The sequence below is a fragment of the uncultured Novosphingobium sp. genome (assembly GCF_964277725.1).
Classification (GTDB): domain Bacteria; phylum Pseudomonadota; class Alphaproteobacteria; order Sphingomonadales; family Sphingomonadaceae; genus Novosphingobium; species Novosphingobium fluoreni.
The window spans coordinates 1-23,207 of the sequence record NZ_CAXYKL010000075.1 but is presented as its reverse complement, the minus strand read 5'-3'; the positions used below and the strand labels follow the sequence as shown (position 1 = coordinate 23,207).

Annotated in this window: 20 protein-coding genes; 15 read left to right on the top strand and 5 right to left on the bottom strand. The window is 65.5% G+C overall.

The window, feature by feature from the left end; translation table 11 throughout:
- Positions 1–260: 260 nt before the first annotated feature.
- Positions 261–1,205: a LysR family transcriptional regulator gene (locus ACHWRX_RS04515; RefSeq protein WP_221225894.1), complete on the top strand. Its 945-nt coding sequence runs from the start codon at positions 261–263 to the stop codon at positions 1,203–1,205.
- A gap of 91 nt (positions 1,206–1,296) precedes the next feature.
- On the opposite strand, the gene ACHWRX_RS04510 is transcribed toward ACHWRX_RS04515, so the two are convergent.
- Genes ACHWRX_RS04510 through alr form a run of 3 tightly spaced genes read right to left on the bottom strand, consistent with a single transcriptional unit; the run spans position 1,297 to position 4,051 of the window.
- Positions 1,297–1,641, bottom strand: a complete 345-nt coding sequence (locus ACHWRX_RS04510) for a RidA family protein (protein WP_058736267.1) — start codon at positions 1,639–1,641, stop codon at positions 1,297–1,299.
- A gap of 29 nt (positions 1,642–1,670) precedes the next feature.
- Positions 1,671–2,924, bottom strand: a complete 1,254-nt coding sequence (locus ACHWRX_RS04505; protein ID WP_394658248.1) for a D-amino acid dehydrogenase — start codon at positions 2,922–2,924, stop codon at positions 1,671–1,673.
- Positions 2,921–4,051 carry an alanine racemase gene (alr, locus tag ACHWRX_RS04500; RefSeq protein WP_394658247.1) on the bottom strand — a complete coding sequence of 377 codons (1,131 nt, stop codon included), beginning with the start codon at positions 4,049–4,051 and terminating at the stop codon, positions 2,921–2,923. Before alr ends, ACHWRX_RS04505 begins: the two co-directional genes overlap by 4 nt.
- A 194-nt stretch (positions 4,052–4,245) precedes the next feature.
- Here alr and ACHWRX_RS04495 point away from each other — a divergent pair, with 194 nt between their 5' ends.
- Complete coding sequence (locus ACHWRX_RS04495; protein WP_183615523.1) at positions 4,246–4,710, top strand: Lrp/AsnC family transcriptional regulator; 465 nt, start codon at positions 4,246–4,248, stop codon at positions 4,708–4,710.
- Between the two features lie 18 nt (positions 4,711–4,728).
- Here ACHWRX_RS04495 and ACHWRX_RS04490 read toward each other — a convergent pair whose 3' ends face one another.
- Positions 4,729–5,286, bottom strand: a complete 558-nt coding sequence (locus ACHWRX_RS04490; protein ID WP_058736264.1) for an SgcJ/EcaC family oxidoreductase — start codon at positions 5,284–5,286, stop codon at positions 4,729–4,731.
- 184 nt (positions 5,287–5,470) lie between these two features.
- Here ACHWRX_RS04490 and ACHWRX_RS04485 point away from each other — a divergent pair, with 184 nt between their 5' ends.
- From ACHWRX_RS04485 to ACHWRX_RS04445, 9 genes are all read left to right on the top strand, one after another.
- A complete protein-coding gene (locus tag ACHWRX_RS04485; RefSeq protein ID WP_394658246.1) occupies positions 5,471–7,630 on the top strand; it encodes a thiamine pyrophosphate-dependent enzyme in 2,160 nt (719 codons plus the stop codon).
- Positions 7,630–9,198: an indolepyruvate oxidoreductase subunit beta family protein gene (locus ACHWRX_RS04480; RefSeq protein ID WP_394658245.1), complete on the top strand. Its 1,569-nt coding sequence runs from the start codon at positions 7,630–7,632 to the stop codon at positions 9,196–9,198. The genes ACHWRX_RS04485 and ACHWRX_RS04480 overlap by 1 nt, the downstream gene beginning before the upstream one ends.
- Positions 9,199–9,341: 143 nt before the next feature.
- Complete coding sequence (locus ACHWRX_RS04475; RefSeq protein WP_058736261.1) at positions 9,342–9,839, top strand: MarR family winged helix-turn-helix transcriptional regulator; 498 nt, start codon at positions 9,342–9,344, stop codon at positions 9,837–9,839.
- Between the two features lie 141 nt (positions 9,840–9,980).
- Positions 9,981–11,591, top strand: coding sequence for an AMP-binding protein (locus tag ACHWRX_RS04470; protein WP_394658244.1), 1,611 nt, complete (start codon positions 9,981–9,983; stop codon positions 11,589–11,591).
- Positions 11,591–12,757 carry a thiolase family protein gene (locus ACHWRX_RS04465; protein ID WP_394658243.1) on the top strand — a complete coding sequence of 389 codons (1,167 nt, stop codon included), beginning with the start codon at positions 11,591–11,593 and terminating at the stop codon, positions 12,755–12,757. The genes ACHWRX_RS04470 and ACHWRX_RS04465 overlap by 1 nt, the downstream gene beginning before the upstream one ends.
- Positions 12,754–13,932: an SDR family NAD(P)-dependent oxidoreductase gene (locus tag ACHWRX_RS04460; RefSeq protein ID WP_394658242.1), complete on the top strand. Its 1,179-nt coding sequence runs from the start codon at positions 12,754–12,756 to the stop codon at positions 13,930–13,932. Before ACHWRX_RS04465 ends, ACHWRX_RS04460 begins: the two co-directional genes overlap by 4 nt.
- The gene (locus ACHWRX_RS04455; RefSeq protein WP_288484502.1) at positions 13,929–14,720 is read left to right on the top strand and encodes a cyclase family protein; all 792 of its coding nucleotides are present in this window, start codon (positions 13,929–13,931) and stop codon (positions 14,718–14,720) included. Before ACHWRX_RS04460 ends, ACHWRX_RS04455 begins: the two co-directional genes overlap by 4 nt.
- Positions 14,721–14,868: 148 nt before the next feature.
- Positions 14,869–16,362 (top strand): APC family permease, encoded by a 1,494-nt coding sequence (locus ACHWRX_RS04450; protein WP_183615515.1) that lies wholly within the window; start codon positions 14,869–14,871, stop codon positions 16,360–16,362.
- Between the two features lie 26 nt (positions 16,363–16,388).
- Positions 16,389–17,930, top strand: a complete 1,542-nt coding sequence (locus ACHWRX_RS04445) for an aldehyde dehydrogenase family protein (protein ID WP_394658241.1) — start codon at positions 16,389–16,391, stop codon at positions 17,928–17,930.
- Between the two features lie 64 nt (positions 17,931–17,994).
- Here the strand turns inward: ACHWRX_RS04445 and ACHWRX_RS04440 are convergent, their stop codons facing one another.
- On the bottom strand, positions 17,995–18,375 hold the full coding sequence (locus ACHWRX_RS04440) for a VOC family protein (RefSeq protein ID WP_058736255.1): 381 nt from the start codon (positions 18,373–18,375) through the stop codon (positions 17,995–17,997).
- Between the two features lie 217 nt (positions 18,376–18,592).
- On the opposite strand from ACHWRX_RS04440, the gene ACHWRX_RS04435 reads away from it, so the two are divergent.
- Genes ACHWRX_RS04435 through ACHWRX_RS04420 form a run of 4 tightly spaced genes read left to right on the top strand, consistent with a single transcriptional unit; the run spans position 18,593 to position 22,930 of the window.
- On the top strand, positions 18,593–19,099 hold the full coding sequence (locus tag ACHWRX_RS04435; RefSeq protein ID WP_394658240.1) for a 2Fe-2S iron-sulfur cluster-binding protein: 507 nt from the start codon (positions 18,593–18,595) through the stop codon (positions 19,097–19,099).
- Positions 19,096–20,085, top strand: a complete 990-nt coding sequence (locus tag ACHWRX_RS04430) for an FAD binding domain-containing protein (protein ID WP_394658239.1) — start codon at positions 19,096–19,098, stop codon at positions 20,083–20,085. The genes ACHWRX_RS04435 and ACHWRX_RS04430 overlap by 4 nt, the downstream gene beginning before the upstream one ends.
- Positions 20,082–22,424, top strand: coding sequence for a xanthine dehydrogenase family protein molybdopterin-binding subunit (locus tag ACHWRX_RS04425; protein ID WP_394658238.1), 2,343 nt, complete (start codon positions 20,082–20,084; stop codon positions 22,422–22,424). Before ACHWRX_RS04430 ends, ACHWRX_RS04425 begins: the two co-directional genes overlap by 4 nt.
- Positions 22,425–22,435: 11 nt before the next feature.
- On the top strand, positions 22,436–22,930 hold the full coding sequence (locus ACHWRX_RS04420) for a DUF427 domain-containing protein (protein ID WP_394658237.1): 495 nt from the start codon (positions 22,436–22,438) through the stop codon (positions 22,928–22,930).
- Positions 22,931–23,207 lie beyond the last annotated feature (277 nt).

The following is a 23,207-nucleotide window of genomic DNA, read 5'->3' as shown; positions in this document are numbered from 1 at the left end:
GAGCCAAGCCTGTCGCGCCAGGCCAGCGCCGGCCGCAACGCCTGCCGTCTGCTTCGGGCCATATCGCCGCGCTGGCCTGCGGACGATGGCGCTTGCCCGCAGCCAGTGTCCTGTAGCCCAAATTTTGTTATTTCCAGCGCTGGCGACAATGGCGACATGTGGGGGCAGGGCCGGCAGGGCCTGGGTTCGAGCCGAAGGGCGGCCGGCACCTCCCCAAACCCCCATATTGACAGGGCGATCAACAAACGGGAGGGAAACGCATGGAAGATAAACCTGAAATCAACAATGTCATCGCCATGATGTCCTTTGCCGCGGTGGTCTCCACCGGCGGCTTCTCATCCGCCGCGACGGCGCTGGGCTATTCTAAGGCCGCCGTCAGCCGCCAGATCGCGCGGCTGGAGGCTAGCCTGGGGGTCAAGCTGCTGGATCGCACCACCCGCGCGGTCTCGCTCACCCCCGCCGGACGCGAGATGTACACCCGCTGCGCCCGCATCGTGGACGAGGTGAACGAGGCGAACACGATCGTCACCGGCATGACCTCGCGCCCGCGCGGCGAACTGAAGGTCAACGCCCCGGTGGTCTCCTCGCTGTTCGACCTGACCAGCATCATCCCCCGTTTCCTGCAGACCTATCCGGACGTGCGCCTGTTCGTGAACTTGTCGGACAGCCGGGCCGACTTGCTCAAGGGCCGGTTCGACGTGGCGTTCTGGATGGGCGAGCCTTACGACAGCAGCCTGGATGCGGTGCGCCTGCGCAATTATCCGATGGTGCTGGTGGGGGCCAAATCGTACCTGGAAAAGAACGGCCGCCCCTCGATCGCCAGTGATCTGAAGGATCACACCTGCATCCTGGAAACGCACTTGTCGCGCGTGGGCGAATGGCGCTTGTCCGGCGACACCACCGTCACCGTGAACCGCGGGCCGCTGACGTCCAACTCGGTGCGCTTTGCCCGTCAGGCCGCGATCGATGGCCTGGGGATCAGCTACCTGCCGCTGTTCTTCGTGGAGCAGGATATCGCGGCGGATCGGCTGGAAGTGGTCTTGCCCGATCTGGTGACGGCGCAAATCCCGCTCTACCTCATGTTCTCCAAGGGTAACTACGCCCTGGCCAAAGTGCGCGCCTTCGTTGATTTCCTGACGCAGGAGATTTCGGACGAGAACGAGACGGCTGTGCAAAAGGGCATCGGCCTGGCCTCGGTCGTCTGATCGCGGCGGTCCGCCACAAAAAATGGCCGCGCAGCCTGCACCAAACGGGCAGGCTACGCGGCCAGGCGGGATGAACTCTTGGCGAAACGCCTTAGCGTGCGGCGGTGACGATGATTTCCACCTTGTAGTCCGGCGTCGCCAGCTTGGCCTCTCCCGTGGCGCGGGCCGGGGCGTCCTTGCCGCCCACCCAGGCGTCCCACACGGTGTTCATTTCGGCGAAGTCAGCCATGTCGGCCATCCAGATGGTGGCCATCAGGATCTTGGACTTGTCGCTGCCGGCCTGCGCCAGCAGGTCTTCGATCTGCGTCAGAACCTGGCGGGTCTGGTCCGCCACGCTGGAACCGGGCTCACCCACCTGGCCCGACAGGTAGATCGTGTCACCATGGATCACGGCCTGGCTCATGCGGGTGCCGGATTCGATGCGTTGGATAGTCATGCTATAGCCCTTTTGCGAAGAAAATAAGGTCAGGCGTATCGCGCCACGCCCAGGTCGGCGTGATCGATGGCGGGGCTCCGGCCCGAGATGATGTCCGCGATCAGTTGCGCTGATCCGCAGGACATCGTCCAACCCAGGGTGCCGTGCCCGGTGTTGAGGAACAGGTTGGCGAACGGAGTGGCGCCGATCACCGGCGTGCCGTCCGGCGTCATCGGGCGCATCCCGGTCCAGAAGCTGCCGGCGGCCAGGTCCGCCGCGCCGGGGAACAGGCTGCCTACCGAAGTCTCCAGCGTTTCCCGTCGAGCGGGATCCAGCCGCGTGTTGAAGCCAGAAATTTCCGCCGTGCCACCCACGCGGATGCGGTCACCCAGGCGGGTGATGGCCACCTTATAGGTCTCGTCCATGATGGTGGAGACCGGCGCGCGGTCTTCATCGATGATAGGCACGGTGATGGAATAGCCCTTCACTGGATAGACCGGCAGCGTGATGCCCAGCGGCCGGACCAGCGCGGGGGAGAAGCTGCCGCAAGCGACCAGCACGGCGTCGAACCGCTCCACGCCGGACGTGGTGCGCACGCCGGTGATGCGGCTGCCGTCATGCGCCAGCGCGGAGACCGAAGTGCCGAAGCGGAACCGCACGCCGTTGTCGGTGGCCAGTTGCGCCAGCGCGTTGGTGAACTTGAAGCAGTCCCCCGTCTCGTCATGCGGCAGGCGCAGGCCACCCACGAAGGTATGGCGCATCTGGCGCAGGCCCGGCTCGGCCGCCACGCACGCCTCGACGTCGAGAACCTCGTAAGGCACGCCGTATGCGCGCAGCACCGCGATGTCCTTGCCGATGCCGTCCAGCTGCTTTTGCGTGCGGAACAGCTGCAACGTGCCCTGCGTGCGCTCGTCATAGGCGATGCCGGTTTCGGCGCGCAGGTCTTCCAGACGGTCGCGGCTGTATTCGGCGACGCGCACCATGCGGCCCTTGTTGCGCTCATAGGCGGCTTCGGTGCAGTTCAGCAGCATCTGGCTGACCCAGCGCCAGCTTTGCCAGTCCAGGCCAGGGCGCAGGACCAGCGGCGAATGCTTCATCGTCAGCCACTTCATCGCCTTGAGCGGAATGCCCGGCGCGGCCCAGGGGGCGGAGTAGCCGGGCGAAACCTGGCCGGCGTTGGCGAAACTGGTCTCCAGCGCCGGACCGGGCTGGCGGTCGATCACTTCGACCTCGTGCCCGGCTTTGGCCAAGTACCACGCGGATGTGACGCCGATGACGCCGGCGCCCAGAACGGCGATCTTCATGCCGCAAGCTCCTGTTGCGCAGCGGCGGGGCGATAGACCCGATGATACCGCTGACCGAGGCTGGTGAGAATTTCGTAGGAGATGGTGCCCGCTGCGTGGGCCACATCGTCGATGGTCTGGTGCGGGCCGATCAGTTCCACCATGTCGCCTTCGGCCAGCGCGCCTTCGGGCAGGGCCGAGATGTCGACGATGATGCTGTCCATCGATACGCGGCCGACGATCGGCAGGCGAGCTTCCCCGAACCACGCCGCACCTTGGCCGGACAAGCTGCGCAGCCAGCCATCGGCATAGCCCACGCCGATGGTGGCAAGCCGGGTCGGGACCGGCGCGTGCCAGGTCATGCCATAGCCGACGCCAGTGCCGGCCGGGATCTGCCGCATCTGGATTACCGCTGCTTCCAGGCGCACGACAGGCGCGAAGGGTGCGTGATCGCCGGTGGCCGGATCGCCGCCGTAAAGCGCGATGCCGGGCCGGGCGATGTCACCGGCGAACCGTTCGCCCAGCAGGCAGCCGCCGCTGTTGGTCAGGCTGCGCGGCACGCCGGGGAAGAGATCGGCCAACTGGCCGAACGCTTCGGCTTGGGCGAGATTGGCGGGTGCTTCAGGCTCGTCGGCGCAAGCGAGGTGGCTCATCACCGCCAGGATCGAAAGGCGTTCGGTAAGTTCCTGATCCGCCGCCAGCTCGGCGGCTTCGTGCGGCGGCAGGCCCAGGCGCGACATGCCGCTGTCCACTTGCAGGATCGCGGGCAGGCGGCGATTGTCGATCCGGGCCTGCGCGATCCAGCGGCGTGCCTGCCCCAGGCTGTTCAGCACCGGGATCACGCCCGCGGCCGCGCAGGCGCTCTCGGCGCCGGGGTTCAGCCCGCTAAGCACCGCCACGAAGCTGCCGCGCGGCAGGATGTCCACCACCTCCAGCGCCTCGATCAGGTGGGCCACGAAGAAGTGCCGGCATCCGGCGGCGTGCAGCGCGGGCACGACGTGCGCCACGCCAAGGCCATAGGCGTCCGCCTTGACCACGGCGGCGACATGCACAGAACCGCTCTCATCCCGCAAGCGACGCCAGTTGGCCACGATCGCCTCAAGGTCGATCGTCAGGACGGCGCCGGTCAATCTTGCGGGATCAGTCATGCAACGCTCCTGGGCTTGATAGGGAGGATATAGGATGCTGGTTCGAATGACGCACCGAAGATAGAAAGATTGTTCGGCCTGAAAACTTGTCTTGCACGATCGTGCGGTATTCGGTGAAGGTTCTGCCGATCGGTGGGATCATGCTGGGATTATGCCGGGATCAATCTGGAATCACGTTGGGGGGGAGGGCGGCTATGGCGCACAAGCTGGATCGCATGGATCAGGAGATACTCCGGCTGCTGCGGCTGAACGGCCGGCGCTCCAACGCCGAGATCGCGGAGGAGATCGGCCTGTCCCCCTCCGCCTGCCATCGTCGCATTCGCCAGCTGGAGGATGAAGGCGTGATTCGCGGATACACGATCGTCACCGGCGATATCGATGAGGCGCAAATGGTCAGCGTGGTGGTGCAGGTCACGCTGGATCGGCAGACGGAGGAATACCTCGCCCGCTTCGAACAGGCCGTGCGCAAGCACCCCGAGATCAAGGAGTGCTTCCTGATGACCGGGCAGGTGGACTACTGGCTGCGGGTGGAAACCGAAAGCGCCGCTTCGTACGAGCGCATCCACGGGGAAGTGCTGTCCCGCCTGCCCGGCGTCACCCGCATCAATTCCAGCATCGCGATGCGCAACGCCCTGCGCCGGGGGAAGGCCCGGCGCTGAAGGTCGATATGCCCTGATTCAGGAGGCGGAGCGCGATGCGTCGTCGATGATGAAGCGCCAGGCGCCGTCGGGCTGGCGGCGCAGCACTTCGATGCCGCCGCCGGTCAATTCCTGCTGCTTGCCGTCGGGGCCGCGCATCCACAGTTTCCAGTGATTGGTGGTCAGCACGGTATCGCCATAGGTCAGGTGCTTGCGATCATGGATGTCGATACGCGGCTCGAAGGCGAAAGCCTCGGCCATGTCGGCACGGACGCCGGCGTGTCCCGGCATCGGCTTGCCCTGCGGGTTGATGTAGGTGACATCGCGGACGTAGAGATCGACCATGCCTTCCAGATCGGCCGCGTTGAAGCGCGACTGCCAGGCGTCATACAGCTTGTCGATATCGGTGACGCGCGGGATGGCGCGGCGGCTGGCCGCCATCGCTTCGCCGATGCCCAGGCCGACCCCTGCCGTCACCGCGCCGACCGCCGCCAGTTGCAGGAACCCGGCCCGCGTCAGCCCGGCGCCTTCGGACGAGGGCGCCCGATCGCCTTGGCGCAAGGCCCCGCGACACGCACTGATGATCGCTGCGATCATGGATATTCCCCTCTTCACCGGCTGCTTTGATGACAGCCTAGGATAGATCAGCCCCCGCATCGCCCCATTTCGTTTCAGGCCACGCAGCGTGCGGTTTGGGCCAAATGCGCCCGACTTTCCGCATCATTGACACACGCTCCGCATAAATATATGCAAATGCATATTAAACACGAGGTGAGAAGTCATGGCGGAACGGTCTTTCGCGCGCGAGGTCGAGCATTTGCGTCTGGGCGCGGGTGAAGAGTTCCGGGGCGAGGCGATCCTGGCGATCACCAAGGGCCTGCTGCAATCGGGCGTTTCCTACGTCGGCGGCTATCAGGGATCGCCGATTTCGCACCTGATGGACGTGCTGTCCGACGCCAAGGACGTGCTGGGCGAACTGGGCGTCAACTTCCAAAGCTCGGCCAACGAATCGACAGCGGCGGCGATGCTTTCGGCCTCGGTGATGTACCCGTTGCGCGGCGCGGTGGCGTGGAAATCCACCGTCGGCACCAATGTCGCCTCCGATGCCCTGGCGAACCTGGCTTCGGGTGGCGTCACCGGCGGGGCGATGGTGATCGTGGGCGAGGATTACGGCGAAGGCTCCTCGATCATGCAGGAGCGCACGCATGCCTTTGCCATGAAGTCGCAAATGTGGCTGCTCGATCCCCGGCCCGATCACGCTTGCATCGTCGATCTGATCGAGAAGGGCTTTCAGCTGTCCGAAGTGTCGAACACGCCGGTCATGCTGCAAATCCGGGTGCGCACCTGCCACATGCACGGCAGCTTCATCTGCAAGGACAACGTGAAGCCGGCCTTCACCATCGACGATGCGCGCAATCATCCCCGGCGCGATCTTGGCCGTATCGTCCTGCCGCCCGCCGCCTATGAGCATGAGCATGAGAAGATACAGCGCCGGATGCCCGCCGCCATAGACTTCGTGCGCGATCACAAGCTGAACGAATTTTTCGGGCCTGAGGAAGGCAAGGTCGGCATCATCCTGCAGGGCGGGATGTACAACAACGTCATCCGTGCCTTGCAGTATCTCGGGCTGTCAGACGCCTACGGCAACACGCAGATCCCGCTTTACGTGATGAATGTCACCTATCCGATGATCGACACCGAAGTCGCCGCGTTCGCCGCTGGCAAGGACGCGGTGCTGATGGTGGAGGAGGGGCAGCCCGAATACCTGGAGCAGGCGCTGAACACCGTGCTGCGCCGCCGCGATATCAACGCGAAGGTTCGTGGCAAGGACGTGCTGCCGATGGCGGGTGACTACACCGCGCACGCGATCATGCAGGGCGTCCAGACTTTCCTGGAGGAGAACGATCCGCGCCTGCTGGGCAATCGCCCGCCCGTGCCCGATGCCTCGGCGGTGCTGGCCGATCCCAAGGTGGAAAAGCTCAAGTCCGTGGTGCCCAGCCGTCCGCCGGGCCTTTGCACTGGTTGCCCCGAGCGTCCGATCTTCGCGGCGATGAAGCTGGTCAACGAGGATCTGGGCGAGCATCACGTCTCGGCCGATATCGGCTGTCACTTGTTCTCGATCCTGCCGCCGTTCAACCTGGGCGCGACCACGATGGGCTTTGGCCTGGGCCCGGCCTCCACTTCGGCATTCGGTGCCAAGTCTGACGCCAAGCGCTCGATCGCGGTGATGGGCGATGGCGGCTTCTGGCACAACGGCCTCACCAGCGGCATCGGCAACGCGGTCTACAACAAGCACGATGGCGTGTTCCTAATCGTCGACAACTTCTATTCCTCGGCCACGGGCGGGCAGGACATCCTCTCCTCCCGCGCCGACAACGCGAACCGCAGCACCAACAACCCGATCATCGATGCGGTGAAGGGCGTGGGCGCGAAATGGGTGCGCGAAGTCGATCGGACTTACGATGTCGCCAAGATGCGCGACACGCTGCACGAAGCGCTGACGACGACCGAGGAAGGGCCCAAGATCATCATCGCCTCGTCAGAGTGCATGCTGAACAAGCAGCGCCGGGTGAAGCCGCAGATCGCCAAGCGCATCAAGGACGGAAAGCGCGTGGTGAAGGAGCGGTTCGGCGTGGACGAAGATGTCTGCACGGGCGATCACGCCTGCATCCGTTTGTCCGGCTGCCCCTCGCTCTCGGTCAAGCAACTGAATGATCCGCTGCGCGACGATCCCGTCGCCGCGATCGACAACAGCTGCGTGGCCTGCGGCAATTGCGGCGAAGTGTCCGAGGCGGCGGCGCTGTGCCCCTCGTTCTATCGCGCCGAAGTGATCCACAACCCCACCGCCTGGGACCGCTTCAAGGCGAAGCTATCTATGGGCGTGATCCGCAAGCTGCAGAAGCGTCGCCTAAGCAGCCGCCTGACGCTGGAGGCCGCGTGATGTTGGCAGAGAAGCTAAGACTGCCGCTCTCGCCCGCTGGCGAAGCGACCGAGCGCCCGATCAACATCGCCATCGTCGCGATGGGCGGGCAGGGCGGCGGCGTGCTGACCGGCTGGATCGTCAAGCTGGCGGAGAACGCGGGCTGGACCGCCCAGTCCACCTCGGTGCCGGGCGTGGCGCAGCGCACCGGCGCGACAATCTATTACGTCGAGATGATGGCCAGCCTGAATGGCCAGAAGCCCATCCTGTCGCAGATGCCGACGCCGGGCGATGTCGATATCGTCATGGCGTCCGAATTCATGGAGGCGGGCCGTTCGATCCTGCGCGGCATCGTCACGCCCGATCGCACCACGCTGATCGCCTCCACCCACCGTTCTTTCACCGTCACCGAGAAGATGGCGCCGGGCGAAGGCATCGCCGATAGCCTCTCGGTTTCCGAGGCGGTGGATGTCGTCGCGCGCCAGCAGATTCTGTTCGACATGGATGCGCTGGCGGTGCGGCACGGCAGCGTGATCTCCGCCGCGATGTTCGGCGCGCTGGCCGGATCGGGCGCGCTGCCGTTCGCCAAGGGGGACTACCACGCCGTGATCGAGGGGGAAGGCAAGGGCGTCGCCGCCAGCCTCAAGGCCTTTGACGCCGCCTTCGACGAAGCGGGGCGCAAGCCGGAGGATCGCCCTGCCGCCATCGTTGCGGGCACGCCTTCGGATGGGGTGGACAAACTGCCGAGCGCGCCGAGCGATGCGCGGCTCTTGCCTTTGTTCGATCGTATCATCGCCATGCCCGCTCCGGTGCAGCCGATGGCGTGGCACGGCCTGCGCAAGGTCATTGATTATCAGGACCTTGCCTATGGTGAGGAATATCTGGCGCTGCTGGAAGACTTGGTCGGGCTGGACACGTTGCTGGACGGCGGCCGCTATGATCATTCCTTTGCCGAGAACGGGGCCAAGTACCTGGCCAACGCGATGACGTATGACGACGTGATTCGCGTGGCCGACCTTAAGACGCGCGGCTCTCGCCGGGATCGCATCGCCAAGGATGTCGGCGTCAGGGATGGGCAGATTCTCCACACCACGGAGTTCATGCATCCCCGCATGGAGGAAGTGACGGGGATGCTGCCCGCCGCCTTTGGCCGCTGGCTGAAGCAGCAGGACGGCCTCTACGCCTGGCTCGATCGCCGGGTGAACAAGGGGCGGCGCGTGCGCACGTATTCCCTGCGCTGGTTCGTGGCGCTCTACATCCTGGGCGGGCTGAAGGGGCTGCGGCGCAGGTCTCTGCGCCATGCAGAGGAAGTGGCACATCGCGACGCCTGGCTGAAGAAGGCCGGGCTGCACGTGCGCAACAATTATCTGCTGGGGGTGGAGGTGCTGAAATGCCGCCGCTTGATCAAGGGCTATTCCGACACGCACGCGCGCGGCCTGTCCAAGTTCGACCGGGTGATGGAGACCATCGACCTGATCAAGCACCGCGCCGACGCGGCCGATTGGGCGCGGCGCTTGCGCGAGGCGGCGATCAAGGATGCGGAAATGGGCAACCTCGACGGGCTGATCCGCACGATCCGCTCTTTCTAGGCAGTCCGGTCGGTTCAGGCGGATCGTTCCGGGGCGGCTTGCTTGACGCGTGCGTGGCAAGGCCATAGCGCATGGTCATCGCCAGTCGTGCAAGGCGTTCAGCAAGCTTCCACCCCCCTAGCTACAAAGCAGTGACCAGAGCAGTGACCAGAGCCGGGCCGCGCGCCAAGACATCGCCCAAACGCAAGCCAGCTCCCCCGCAGACGCAGGAGGAACTGGAAAGCTATGTGCCCTATCTGGTTAACCGCCTGTCCAGCTTCGGGCAAGCGGCGCAGAACCGGCGGCTGAGCGCCAATGGCCTGAACGTCGTAACCCTGCGCGCGCTTTCGGTGCTGCACATCCACGGCACTCTGACGGTGAACGAGATTGCAGCGCGCGCCTTTGCCGAGCAGTCCACCGCCAGCCGGGCGATCGATGCGATGGTGCAGGCCGGCCTGGTGGAGCGGCGCATCTCACAGGCCGACCAGCGCCGCCGGGAACTGGCGCTGACGCCAGCGGGCAGTGACCTGCTGCACGCTAGCTGGCCTGCGGCGGAAACCCACTTCGAAATCCTGTCCGAGGGCATCGATGCGGATGATATCGCGGTGTGCCGCCGCGTTCTGCTGCAGATGATCGAGAACGCCAAGCGGCAGGAGCCCTGAGGCACGCGCATCTTTTCCGGTTGCCTGCCATCATAAATATGCATATGCATACGTCACGCAACGTGCGGTGACGGAAATAGAGAGGATGCGCTTCAGCGCCGGCTCCCGTCCGCAACACATCATCTTTGTACGAGAGGCGCAGTGGGCAACGAGACGGTCTTCTCCCGGTTTGCGCAGACGGCGGACGCTTTTGCCGATCATGCGTTCCTGAACGTCCTGCCGGAAACCGCCGCGATCTACGGTATCGAAGCGGGCGAAGTAAGCTATCGCGAGATGGCGCGGCGCGTGGGCGCGTGGCAGGATGTCCTGCGCACCGCCGGCTACGACGATGGCCACCGCGTCGGCCTGCTGTTGCAGAACCGCCCCGTCTTCATCGAGATCTGGTTCGCGCTGAATGGCCTTGGTGCATCGGTGATCCCGCTCAATCCCGATTTGCGGCTGAGCGAGCTGTCCTACCTGATCGGCCACTCCGAAATGGATGCCGCCTTCGTTCTGCCGGAACGACGCGATGAAGTGGCGTTGGCCGCGCATCAGGCGGGCAATCCGATCCAGGTCATCGTGCCGGGCGAACCCCTTCCCGAGATCGACCGCCCCGGCCGCCCACAGGCGGGCGGCTGCGCGGCGGAAGCAGCCTTGCTCTATACTTCGGGCACCACCGGCCAGCCCAAGGGCTGCGTGCTGACCAACGAATACTTCCTGCACTCGGGTGACTGGTACCGCGATGTCGGCGGCCTGATCGACTTGCGCGTCGGGCAGGAGCGGATGCTGACGCCGCTGCCGGTGTTCCATATGAACGCGATGGCGGTATCGGTGATGGCGATGGTCACGATGGGTGGTTGCCTCACCATGCTGGATCGCTTTCATCCCAGCACATGGTGGGACAGCGTGAAGCGCAGCGGTGCCACCTGCGTGCATTACCTGGGCGTGATGCCCTCCATGCTGATGGGCGCTCCGCAAGATGCGTCGGACAAGGCCCACGCGGTCCGCTTCGGCTTTGGCGCGGGCGTGGCGCGCGAATTGCACGATCCGTTCGAGGCGCGCTTCGGCTTCCCGCTGATCGAGGCCTGGGCGATGACCGAGACAGGCAGCGGCGGCGTGATCTCTGCGCATCGCGAGCCGCGCAAGACCGGCTCGCACTGCTTTGGCCGGGTGACAGACGAAGTGGAGATCAGGCTGGTCGACGATCAGGGCGTGGACGTGGTCGATCCCGCGCCGGGCGAACTGCTGGTGCGCCGCGCCGGGCCGAACCCGCATTACGGGTTCTTTCGCGAATACCTGAAGAACGCGGCGGCGACGCAAGAGGCCTGGGCGGATGGCTGGTTCCACACCGGCGATATCGTCTCGCGCGATGCGGACGGTGATCTGCACTTCGTGGATCGCAAGAAGAACGTGATCCGCCGCTCGGGCGAGAATATCGCCGCGGTGGAAGTGGAAGCCGTGCTTAATCGCCATCCCCTGGTGCGCCAGGCCGCCGTCGCCGCCACGCCAGACGCGGTGCGCGGCGATGAGGTGACGGCGCTGATCGTGCCGCGTGGCGGGCCGGGCGATGCCGAGACGGCGGCGGTGATTGCGCGCTGGTGCTTGGGCCAGATGGCCTATTACAAGGTCCCCGGCTGGATCGGCTTCGTGGACGCGCTGCCGCTGACGCCAACGCAGAAGATCCTGCGCGCAGCCTTGAAGGATCAGGTGGCCGACAAGATGGACAAGGCCCAGTGCCACGATACCCGCGCTCTCAAGAAGCGCCAGGTGTGATGCGAAAGCGGTTGCGCTACGATGATGTCGTCGTCTGTGCGCCGGTCACGGTGCCGTATGAACGCTATTCGACGCAGACCGCGCATTGGTGGGCGGGCAAGGCCCTGCGCGCTTTGAGCCAGGCCACCGGGCTGGAGCGCGATGCGATTGACGGCTTTTGCTTCGCCAGCTTTTCGGCTGGGCCGGACACCGCCGTCGGCATGATCCAGCATCTGGGGCTCAGTCCGCGCTGGCTGGACCATCTTCCCACCGGCGGGGCCAGCGGCGTGATGGCGCTGCGCCGCGCCGCACGCGCGGTGCAATGCGGTGATGCCGAAGTGGTCGCCTGCGTAGCGGCGGATACCAACCAGTTGGACAGTTTCCGCAAGACCTTGGCGAACTTCTCGCGCTTTTCGCAAGATGCGGTCTATCCCTATGGCTTTGGCGGGCCCAACGCCACGTTCGCGTTGATCACCGACAACTACATGCGCCAGTACGGCGTGACGCGTGAGGACTTCGGCAAGCTATGCGTGGCGCAGCGACAGAACGCACGCAGCAATCCACTGGCGTTGCAGCGCGGTGATCTGACTTTGGAAGCCTACCTGAAGGCTCGCCCGATCAGCGATCCGGTGCACCTCTACGATTGCGTGATGCCATGCGCCGGGGCCGAGGCCTTTCTTGTGACGACGGCAGAAGTGGCGGAGCGGCTGGGCCTTCAGACTGTGCGCGTGCTCTCCACGATCGAGCGGCACAACGCCTATCCCGATGATCTGGTCCAATGGCGTGGCGGCTGGGCGATGGATGTGGATGACTTGTGGCGGATGGCCGGGATCGGCCCGCAGGATATCGACACGCTGCAAGTCTATGATGACTATCCGGTGATCGTGGCGATGCAGCTGGAAGACCTGGGCTTTTGTGCCAAGGGTGATGTGGCGCAGTTCATTCGCCGCACCAACTTTGGCATCGACGGTGATTTGCCGCTCAATACCAATGGCGGGCAATTGTCCGCAGGCCAGGCAGGCGCGGCGGGCGGTTTCCAGAACATGACCGAGGGCCTGCGCCAGATCCTGCGCCAGCCTCTGGGCGGTCAGGTGCCGAATGCGCGGCGCTCCTTGGTATCGGGCTTCGGCCTCGTCAATTACGATCGCGGGGTCTGCACCGCCGCTGCGCTCCTGGAGGCGGCATGAGCTTGCGCCCCAAGCCCGAGAAGCGCGATCCGCTGGCGCGCAAGGTGGAGCGGCATGTGCCGCCCGGCCAGCGCAGCCGCGCGGCGCACGCCCTTGCGGCTCGCGCCGCCACGGGCCGTTTCGTCCTGCAGCAATGCGCGGATTGCCAGGCGGTGACGTATCCGCCGCGGGATGTGTGTCCGCAATGCTGGGGTGATCTGGTGTGGCAGGACCAGCCCCGCGGTGCCACGCTGCTGGCCGAAACCACGATCCGCGCCACCACCGATCTCTATTTCCGTCAGCTTCTGCCCTGGCGCATCGGTACCGTGGCGCTGGACGCCGGGCCGACCGCGATAGCGCACCTCTCGCCCACGCTGGCGGTGGGCGCGCGCGCTGAGATCAGGCTGATGCTAGACAAGGGCGGAAACGCCGCGCTGTTCGCCCTCGCTGCTGGAGAAACCCCCGACATGACCGATACGCAGTGGCGCGAATTCGTGGTGCCGGTGCGCGGTTCCACCGTGCTGGTGACGGACGCGGGCCATCCCGTCGGTCGCGCCGTGGTGGAAGCGCTGAAGGCGGCGGATGCGGCCAGCATCGTTGCCGGCATCGCCCCGCCCGCCACCGCGCCGGCGATCGACGGCGTACGGTTCGTGTCGCTGGACCTGACCGACACCCGCTCCGTGTCCGAATGCCTCTGCGATATCGCCGGGCCACTGGACATCGTGGTCAACACCGCGCGGTTCGTGCGGCCGGGAGAAGGCCTGCTGGACCAGAAGCGCGCGCTGGACGTGGGCGTGCTGGGTCTGCTGCGGCTGACCCAGGGCTGCGGGCCGATGTTGCGCGGGCGGCCGTCCGCCGCCTTCGTCGACGTGATTTCCGCCACTGCCCTTGCGCCCGATGCGGCTTATCCCGCCTTCTCGGCAGCGGAAGCGGCCCGCCTGTCGCTGCTGCATAGCTTCCGGCATGAGATGCGCGGCGCAAATGCCCGGGTGATCAGCCTTCTGGTCGGCGCGGTGGACGATGCCGATCACCAGTCCGTGCCGCTGCCCAAGATCGCCCCCGCGCGCATCGGCAAGGGCGTGGTCGAGGCGCTGGAGCAGGGGCTGGAAACGCATTGCATCGGCGATACCGCGATCGAGGCCATGCAGCGCTGGTCGGCAGACCCGGCGCTTTTCATACGGGAGAATAGCCTGTGACCGCCCCTACCCAGACCCTTGCCGCGCTCACCAGCGGCATCGCCACCAACGGGATCACCGTGGTGGACCTGACCAACACGCTTTCGCCGGATTTCCCCGTGATCGTGCTGCCTTCCGAATTCGGCCAGTGCGAGCCGTTCCGCATGGAGACAGTCTCACGCTACGACGGCACCGGTCCGGCGTGGTACTGGAACAATATCTCGATGAACGAGCATACCGGCACGCACTTCGACGCGCCGGCGCACTGGATCACCGGCAAGGACGTCCCCAACGGCACGGTGGACACGCTGCCGCCCGCTGATTTCATCCACCCCGCCGTGGTGGTGGATATCAGCGCGGAATCGGCGGCGGATGAGGACTTTATCCTGACGCGCGAATTCCTGGAGGAGTGGGAAGCGCGCAATGGCCCCATCCCGCCGCGCCACTGGGTGCTGCTGCGCACCGATTGGCACAAACGCGTAGGTACGCTCTCCTACCTCAACCTGAAGGATGACGGTGCGCATTCGCCCGGGCCGGATGCAGGCGCGATGCGCTTTCTGGTGCACGAGCGCGATTGTGTGGGCCTTGGGGTGGAGACGGTGGGCACCGATGCGGGCCAGGCTTCGCATTTTGAGGAGCCGCTGCCCGCCCACGCGATCCTGCACGGCAATGGCCGCTATGGCCTGCAGTGTCTGACCAATATCGATCAGCTGCCTACCTTCGGCGCGGTGATCATCGCCACTCCGCTTAAGATCCAGGGCGGTTCGGGCAGTCCGCTGCGCGTGATCGCGCTGGTTCCGGGCGGCTGACAACGATGAACGCGGCCGGGTGCAACAGCTTGGCCGGAAATACAAAATGCGCGGTCGGAAGCGCAATCAACTGGCGCGCCCCAAGCGACGATGAAGCGCTGGGGACGGCCGCTTGCCGAGAGAGGCTCTGAGAGGATGCACAAGAGGCATGGCTGACGTTCGTGATGCTGCCGATACCGGTAGCCTCCTGCCGGGGATGCTCGGCACTTGGGACATCATCTTCATGATCCTGGCCTGCGCCGCGCCAATGGGCGTGCTGGCCGGCATCATCCCGCTGGCCATCGCATTCGGCAACGGCGCGGGGATGCCCGGCACTTTGCTGGGCATGTGCTTCGTGATCCTGCTGTTCGCCGTCGGCTATGTGCGGATGATGCCGCATGTGCGCAACGCCGGGGCGTTCTACGCCTATATCGCCTCAAGCATCGGCAAGGAGGCGGGCATCGCCGCCGCCTACATCGCCGTCACGGCTTATATCTGCTCGGCCACATCGGTGCTGGGCGCGATGTGCTATTTCGTCACCGACTTCATCCGCCACGCCACCGGGATCGGTACGCGCTGGGAGATCTGGGCTGCGCTGACCATCGCCGTCACCGCCTGGCTGGGCGTTCGCAAGATCACCATGGCGGCCAAAGTGCTGACCATCGCCTTGCTGGCGGAAGTGCTGGTGATCATGGTGCTGGACGTGCTGATTTTGTGGCACAAGGGGTTCTCCGGGATCGATTTCAGCAGCTTTTCGCCCACCACCATCTTCGCGCCGGGGCTGGGCATCGCGGTGATCTACGCGATCAATGGCTGCATCGGCTTCGAGGCGACGGCGATATATCAGGAGGAGGCACGCAACCGCGCCGTCACCATCCCGCGCGCCACATACGGCGCGGTGATGGTGCTGGGCAGTTTCTATGTCCTGTCATCCTGGTGCCTGGTGCTGAGCATCCTGCCCGGCGATGTGAAGGCCGTGGCCGGGGCCGATCCTGGGCGCCTGGTCGCCGGCGTGGCGGAACGCTATATGGGCGTTATCGGGCGCGAGCTGCTGGGCCTGCTGACGATCACCAGCCTGTTCGCCGCGGTGCTGGGCTTTTTCAACAACATCACGCGATACATGTTCGCGATGGCTCGCGATGGCTTGTTGCCGCGCGTGCTGGGCCACGTTCACCCCGTCCATGGATCGCCCAGCGCGGCCTGCGTGGTGCTGACGGTGATCCTATCCGTGGTCGTTTCCTTGTTCGCGCTGGCGGGCCTCGACCCGCTGCTGAACCTGGCGACCAGCTTGTCCTCCATGGGCGCGGTGGGCCTGTTGCTGCTGCTGACCACGACGTCATTGTCGGTGCCGCTGTTCTTCGCCCGGCGCAGGGAGTTTTCGCTGGGCAAGACGCTGTCGCCGCTGGTCGGCGGCATCCTGATCGCCATCGCCACCTATCTGTCGCTCACCAACTATTCGGCGCTGACCGGCACCACGCTGGCGGTGGTGAACAAGCTGCCCTGGCTGTTCCTGCCGCTGGCGATCCTGGGCCTGGTCCACGGCACTTATCTGCGGATCGCCCGCCCCGCCGTGTTTGCCCGGGTCGGCTCCACGCAAGTGGAGGAAGAGCGCCCCGCATCAGGCCGCACAGCGCCCGGCACCGTGGCCGTCGCCGCCGCCTGATCCCGTTCCACAGGAGACTCTCCCGCATGACCACCATCGATCAGGCGCCGCCGCTGACCGACATCGCCAGCCCTCCCACGCTGCAAGCGCGCTTGCCGCAAGGCCGCCTGCTGCTGGACGGTGCGCTGATGGAGCCCCTGGAGGCAGGTGCCACGATCCCCGTGCTCGATCCCGCCACCGGCCGCCAGATCGCGACGATCCCGGCGTGCAGCGCCGCCGATGTCGATCGTGCGGTGGAGGCGGCGCACCGTTGCTTCGAAAGCCGCGAATGGCAATCCATGCGTCCGATCGATCGGGGCCGCCTGCTGGAGCGGCTGGCGCTGCTGGTGGAGGAACACGCGGATGAACTGGCCGCGCTGGAATCGCTGGACAGTGGCAAGCTGCTGGCGGTGACGCGCGCGATCGATTTGCAGTTCACGATCGACGGGCTGCGCTATTTCGCCGGCTGGGCGTCCAAGATCGCCGGGCAGTCCATCGCGCTGAACCCGCTGGTGCCCGAAGACGCGACCTATCGCGCCTATACCGAGCGGCGTCCGGTCGGCGTGGTCGCCGGGATCACACCGTGGAATTTCCCGATCGGCCAAGCCATTCAGAAGCTGGCCCCCGCGATCGCGTTTGGCTGCACCGTGGTGCTCAAACCCTCGGAGGAAACGTCGCTGACGACGCTGCGGCTGGGCGAGCTGATCATCGAGGCGGGCTTTCCGGCCGGCGCGGTGAACATCGTCACCGGCTATGGGCAAGAGACGGGGGCGGCGCTGGTCGATCACCCGCTGGTGCGCAAGATCGCCTTCACCGGCTCCACCGCCACCGGCCAGCGCATCATGGCCGCCGCCGCGCAGACGATGAAGCGAGTCACGCTGGAACTGGGGGGCAAGTCGCCCACGATCATCCTGGCCGATGCCGATCTGGAGCGTGCGATCCCCGGCGCGGCGATGGCGATCTTCGCCAATTCCGGGCAGATCTGCACCGCCGGATCACGGCTGCTGGTGGAGGCCCCGCTCTACGATCAGGTGCTGGAAGGCGTGGCGCAAATTGCGCGCGATCTGAAGCTGGGCTCTGCCTTCGATGCCGCCACGCAAGTCGGCCCGCTGATTTCCAAGCGGCAGCGCGATCGGGTGGGTGGCATCGTCACCGCCGGCCTTGCCGAAGGCGCGATCGCCGTGGCGGGGGGCAAAGTGGCCGACCGGGAAGGCTGGTTCTATCCACCCACCGTGCTGGCTGGCGTCGCCCGGCAGATGACGCCGATGCGCGAGGAGATTTTTGGCCCGGTCCTTTGCGCCGCTCGCGTCGACGAAGGGGACGATCTGGTGAAGCTGGCGAACGACACGCCGTTCGGGCTGGGGGCGAGTATCTGGACTCGCAATCTGGATCGGGCGCATCTGTTGGCGGATCGCATCGATGCGGGCACGGTCTGGCTGAACACGCACAACGTGCTGGACTTGGCGATGCCGTTTGGCGGCAACAAGCTGTCCGGCATCGGTCGGGAATTCGGGTACGAAGCGATGAATGCCTTCACCGAGCCCAAGGCGATCTGTCTGCGCCTGGACCACGCTGCCGGCCGCATCTAGCCGCGCGCATTCTCCGGGTCCGGCCACGATCGCGCCGGGCCCCGGAGAAACGCGCGCGTTCCGGTCAGCTTTCCATGCGGTAGTTGGCGCAAAGCTTGTTGCCGTCGGGATCGCGCAAGTAGGCGAGGTACAGCTTGCTGACGCCCAGGTCGCGCACGCCCGGCGGGTCTTCGCAAGTCTTGCCGCCCGCGGCGATGCCAGCGGCGTGCCAGGCGTCGGCCTGTTCCGCGCTGGCCATAAGGAAGCCGATCGTACCGCCATTGGCGAAAGAGCATGGCTCACCATTTACTGGCGTGGCGACCATGAACCTGCCGCCGTTGTGCGCGTAGATCACGCGTGTCCCGGCGTTCATCCCCTCAGGCCCTCCGATCGCGGCGAACAGGGCATCGTAGAATGTCTTGGATCGTTGCAGGTCACTGCTGCCGACGACGATATGCGAGAACATGGCCTTCTCCCTTGGATGCGGTTTCGCTTTGCTAGGGCGGTCAGCCGCCGGGTCAAGCGGTGCGAGACTTCGCTATCAGGGCCGTGATAACAGGGGTGGATCGCTTTCGAGACACAAGGCCGCTTGCCTGCGCCCGATCGCAAAATGACCTGCGATCCGCTTGGCACGAGAATGTCATTTGTTCGTTCTACCCCCAATCGTCGTGCGGAGGATCGCAATGTCATTGTTCGTCAACGGGGCGCAGGTGCCTGCTCCCACCGATCCGCGCGTATCGCTGCTGGATCACTTGCGGGAGGGATTGCACCTCACCGGCACGAAGAAGGGGTGCAACCAGGGTGCCTGCGGTGCCTGCACGGTGCTGGTGGATGGAGAGCGCATCCTTTCGTGCCTGTCGCTGGCGGTGCAGTTTGACGGACGACAGATCACCACCATCGAAGGTCTGGCGAGTGAAGACGGGCTGCATCCGCTACAGGCCGCCTTCATCGAGCATGACGGCTTTCAATGCGGCTATTGCACGCCGGGCCAGATCTGCTCCGCGATCGGCATGGCGGCAGAGGCGCAGCGCGGCGTGCCCAGTCACGTCAGCGACGATCTTAGCGGCACCATCACTCTCACCCGCGAGGAAATTCAGGAGCGGATGAGTGGAAACCTGTGCCGCTGCGGCGCGCACAACGGCATTGTCGAGGCGATCCAGGCCGTCCTGGTTCAGGGAGTGCCCGCATGAACCCGTTCCAATACGCGCGCGCCGATGACGCGGCGGACGCCCTGCGCCGGGGCGCGATCTCCAACGCGGCTTATCTGGGTGGCGGAACCAACCTCGTCGACCTGATGCGCGAGACGATCGCCCGGCCGGATCAGTTGATAGACGTGACGGGCCTGCCCGCGACCATCGCGGAAACGGATGACGGTGGCCTGCTGATCGACGCGGCGGTGCGCAACACCGCGCTGGCCGAACATCCTGCGGTTCGCACGCGGTATCCCGTACTTTCGCGCGCGATCCTGGCCGGAGCGTCTGCGCAGATCCGAAACATGGCAACCGTTGGCGGCAATCTGCTGCAGCGCACGCGCTGCACCTATTTTTACGACGCCGAAGGGGCACGCTGCAACAAGCGGACGCCGGGATCGGGCTGCGATGCGCGCGAAGGCTTCAACCGCATCCATGCCGTGCTGGGCGCGTCAGACGCCTGCGTCGCCACGCACCCGTCCGACATGTGCGTGGCTTTAGCCGCGCTGGACGCGACGGTCCATGTGGAAGGCGCCGAGGGGCAGCGGACGATCCCGTTCGCCGATCTTCACCGCCTGCCCGGTGATCAGCCCGATCGAGATACCGTGCTGCGCGATGGCGAGCTGATCACCGCGATCGCGCTGCCAGCGCTGCCAACCGGCGCGCGCTCGGCCTATCGCAAGGTTCGGGATCGGGCGAGCTACGCCTTCGCGCTGGTTTCGGTGGCGGCGGTGCTGCAGCTGGAGGGCGATCGCGTGGCGGATGTGCGCATCGCCTTTGGCGGCGTGGCGCACAAGCCATGGCGCGCGACCAAGGCGGAGGCCGCGTTGCGGGGGCAGACGATCACGCAGCAAGCGGTGCTGGATGCCGCCGCAGCGGAATTTGCCGAGGCGCGCCCGCTTCGCGACAACGCGTTCAAGCCTGCGCTGGCGGCGCGAACGCTCGCTGCTGTCCTGACGGATCTGGCTCGGGGAGAAGCGGCATGAGCGTGTTCGATGCGGCCAAGCAGGCCGCCCAGGGTCTGGTGCAAGGGGCGATGGAAAAGCTGGTGCCGCTTGCGCCTGACAGCTGGATACCGGGCGGTGTCCCCGATCCGCTGATCGGCCGCAAGCATGGCCTGATCGGCAAGCCGGTTTCGCGATTGGACGGGGTTCACAAGGTCAGCGGCACTGCCGCCTTCGCGGCCGAGTATCGCTTCGATGGCATGGTCTATGCCGCGCTGGTCTATTCCACAATCCCCAAGGGCCGGATCGCGGCGATCGACAGCGTACAGGCAGAGGCGGCACCCGGCGTGGTTCTGGTGATGACGCACCACAATGCGCCGCGCCTGAACCCCATGCCGATGTTCGGATCAAGTCCCAGCGCGGTCGGTGCGACCGACCTACCGATCATGCAGGACGACGTGATCCACTGGAATGGCCAGCCCGTGGTCTGCGTCTTGGCCGAAACGCAGGAGCAGGCGGATCACGCCGCCTCTCTGGTGCATGTGACGTTCGATGAAACGCGTGCGGTGACCAGCCTGGCCGAGGCTCAGGCGAACGGCGTCGAGCAGGGTCAGTTCATGGGCGCCCCGCTGCTTGACGAAGTGGGCGATGCCGAGGCCGCGTTCGCCGCCGCGCCGCACCGGGTGGACCAAATTTATCGCACTCCGCGCCACAATCATAATCCGATCGAACCGCATGCCGCCACGCTGGCGTGGATCGGTGATCGACTGGTGATCCACGACGCCAGCCAGATGGTGACGCAGCAGGCGCAGAACATGGCGCAGATCTTCGGGCTGGATCCTGAGCAGGTGCATCTGACTTCACCTTATGTCGGTGGCGGCTTCGGTTCGAAGGGCTTGTGGGATCATCAGGTGATCGGCGCCGCCGCCGCGAAGCTGGCTGGGCGGCCGGTGCGCATCGCCCTTTCGCGCGAAGGCGTCTACCGCGTCGTCGGCGGGCGCGCGATCACGCAGCAGCGCGTGGCGATCGGGGCGAAGGCGGACGGCACGTTCGACGCGCTGATCCACACTGGCATCTCCACCATGCCGCTGCACGGCACGATGCCAGAGCCGTTCATCCTGGGCTCGCAGGCGATGTACGGCGCGGACACCATGCTGCTGAAGGTCGAAGTTGGCCGGATGGACACCCTGGCTAACACCTTCATGCGCGCGCCGGGCGAAGCGGTTGGCACGTTCGCGCTGGAGTCCGCGATCGACGAATTGGCCGACAGTCTGGGCATCGACCCGGTGGAACTGCGTATCCGCAATGAGCCCGAGAAGGACCCGATCAAGGGCACGCCGTTCTCTTCCCGGCACATCGTGGAAGCCTGGCGCACCGGCGCAGATCGCTTTGGCTGGGCCGACCGGCCTGAGACGCCGGGCTCTCGCCGGGATGGTGAGTGGCATGTCGGCATGGGCTGCGCGATGGGGACCTATCCCTACTATCGCATGCCCGGCGCGGAGGCGCGGATCACGCTGACGCGCGAGGGTGACGCCGTCCGGGCCAAAGTGGAAATTGCCGCTGCCGAGATGGGCATGGGCACGGCCACCACCACCGCCATCGTCGCGGCGGAGCGGCTGGGATTGCCGCTGGAGCAAGTTGATGTCGCCTATGGCGATTCGGCGATTCCCGGCGCAATCATGGCGGGCGGATCGCAGCAGACCGCCGCCATCGGCGCTGCCGTGATCGCGGCGCACAACGCCCTGGTGGAAGAGCTGCTGAAGCTGGCGGGGAATGATTCGCCACTTTCGGGCGCATCCGCCGATGAAGTGGGCAGTGAAGCGGGCGGCCTGGCCCGCTTGGACAACCCGGATGCGAAGGAAACGTACGTCTCCATCCTGGCGCGAGCGCAGCGCGACGACTTGTCCGTAACGAAAGCGGGATCGGCGCCACTGGAAACCATGCACTGGTCGATGCACTCGTACAGCGCGCTGTTCTGCGAAGTGCGGGTGAACGCGGTGACAGGTGAAGTGCGCGTTAGCCGCTTTCTGGGCTCGTTCGATTGCGGTCGTATCCTCAACCCCAAGACCGCGCTCAGCCAGTTTCGCGGCGGCATCATCATGGGCCTGGGTATGGCACTGATGGAGGAAACCCAGCTGGATGAACGCAACGGCCGCATCGCGAACGCCAGCATGGCAGAGTACCACCTGCCAGTGCACCTCGACGTGCCGGAGATCGACGTGATCTGGACCGACATCCCCGATCCTCATGCTCCGATGGGCGCGCACGGTATCGGCGAGATCGGCATCACCGGCGTCGCTGCCGCCGTGGCCAACGCAATCTACAACGCGACCGGCAAGCGTATCCGCGATCTGCCGATCACGTTGGACAAGTTGCTGTAGAGCCTGCTGCGATGAAGCCTTGGCGTGATCCGGTGGCGGCCGGGCAGGAAAGCGTGTGGGACTATCCCAGACCTGCAGTGGCGGAACCCAGCGACCGCCATGTCCGCATTGCCCATCGCGGCATCGTCGTCGCTGAAACGCGTCAGGCGGTTCGGACATTGGAGACCAGCCATCCGCCCACGTGGTATCTGCCACCCGACGCGATCACGCCGGGTTTGCTGATACCCTCGGGCCGCCGGTCGTTCTGCGAGTGGAAGGGTGAGGCGCGATATTGGCACGTTCGGATCGGGTCCGAAGAATTGCGAGACGTGGCATGGAGCTACCCCCAGCCCACCGCGTCCTTCGCGATCTTGCGCGATCATGTGGCGTTCTATGCCGCGCCCTTCGATCACTGCACGATCGACGGCGAACAGGTGCGACCGCAGCCCGGCGGCTTCTACGGCGGTTGGATCACGTCCGACCTGGCAGGACCATTCAAGGGCATCGAAGGCAGCATGGGCTGGTAAACCGTGCTTTTGCTTGCGATCTCAGCGCGATTGTTTCCCGCGAGTGGCCCTTCCGCCACAAAGAAAACCCCCGTTAATCAAAGCTATCCTGCTTAAATGAAGACCAGATGAAGAGGGAGTTTCGCCACTGTCTTAAAACCTGCACATGAATGTCGCAATCCAGCCATATTGGCCCGCCCAGCATAACCAAGATCGTTATACAGGGTGCGATTCCACTATGAGACATTCGATTGTGCGCAAGGCGCTGCTCGCCGGCTCGATGCTGGCGACCATGACC

What these genes read in the sequence shown, in the direction of transcription:
- ACHWRX_RS04515 (WP_221225894.1), top strand. Translation starts at nt 261, where the DNA reads ATGGAAGATAAACCTGAAATCAACAATGTCATCGCCATGATGTCCTTT.
- ACHWRX_RS04510 (WP_058736267.1), bottom strand. Translation starts at nt 1,641, where the DNA reads ATGACTATCCAACGCATCGAATCCGGCACCCGCATGAGCCAGGCCGTG.
- ACHWRX_RS04505 (WP_394658248.1), bottom strand. Translation starts at nt 2,924, where the DNA reads ATGAAGATCGCCGTTCTGGGCGCCGGCGTCATCGGCGTCACATCCGCG.
- alr (WP_394658247.1), bottom strand. Translation starts at nt 4,051, where the DNA reads ATGACTGATCCCGCAAGATTGACCGGCGCCGTCCTGACGATCGACCTT.
- ACHWRX_RS04495 (WP_183615523.1), top strand. Translation starts at nt 4,246, where the DNA reads ATGGCGCACAAGCTGGATCGCATGGATCAGGAGATACTCCGGCTGCTG.
- ACHWRX_RS04490 (WP_058736264.1), bottom strand. Translation starts at nt 5,286, where the DNA reads ATGATCGCAGCGATCATCAGTGCGTGTCGCGGGGCCTTGCGCCAAGGC.
- ACHWRX_RS04485 (WP_394658246.1), top strand. Translation starts at nt 5,471, where the DNA reads ATGGCGGAACGGTCTTTCGCGCGCGAGGTCGAGCATTTGCGTCTGGGC.
- ACHWRX_RS04480 (WP_394658245.1), top strand. Translation starts at nt 7,630, where the DNA reads ATGTTGGCAGAGAAGCTAAGACTGCCGCTCTCGCCCGCTGGCGAAGCG.
- ACHWRX_RS04465 (WP_394658243.1), top strand. Translation starts at nt 11,591, where the DNA reads ATGCGAAAGCGGTTGCGCTACGATGATGTCGTCGTCTGTGCGCCGGTC.
- ACHWRX_RS04460 (WP_394658242.1), top strand. Translation starts at nt 12,754, where the DNA reads ATGAGCTTGCGCCCCAAGCCCGAGAAGCGCGATCCGCTGGCGCGCAAG.
- ACHWRX_RS04450 (WP_183615515.1), top strand. Translation starts at nt 14,869, where the DNA reads ATGGCTGACGTTCGTGATGCTGCCGATACCGGTAGCCTCCTGCCGGGG.
- ACHWRX_RS04445 (WP_394658241.1), top strand. Translation starts at nt 16,389, where the DNA reads ATGACCACCATCGATCAGGCGCCGCCGCTGACCGACATCGCCAGCCCT.
- ACHWRX_RS04440 (WP_058736255.1), bottom strand. Translation starts at nt 18,375, where the DNA reads ATGTTCTCGCATATCGTCGTCGGCAGCAGTGACCTGCAACGATCCAAG.
- ACHWRX_RS04435 (WP_394658240.1), top strand. Translation starts at nt 18,593, where the DNA reads ATGTCATTGTTCGTCAACGGGGCGCAGGTGCCTGCTCCCACCGATCCG.
- ACHWRX_RS04430 (WP_394658239.1), top strand. Translation starts at nt 19,096, where the DNA reads ATGAACCCGTTCCAATACGCGCGCGCCGATGACGCGGCGGACGCCCTG.
- ACHWRX_RS04425 (WP_394658238.1), top strand. Translation starts at nt 20,082, where the DNA reads ATGAGCGTGTTCGATGCGGCCAAGCAGGCCGCCCAGGGTCTGGTGCAA.
- ACHWRX_RS04420 (WP_394658237.1), top strand. Translation starts at nt 22,436, where the DNA reads ATGAAGCCTTGGCGTGATCCGGTGGCGGCCGGGCAGGAAAGCGTGTGG.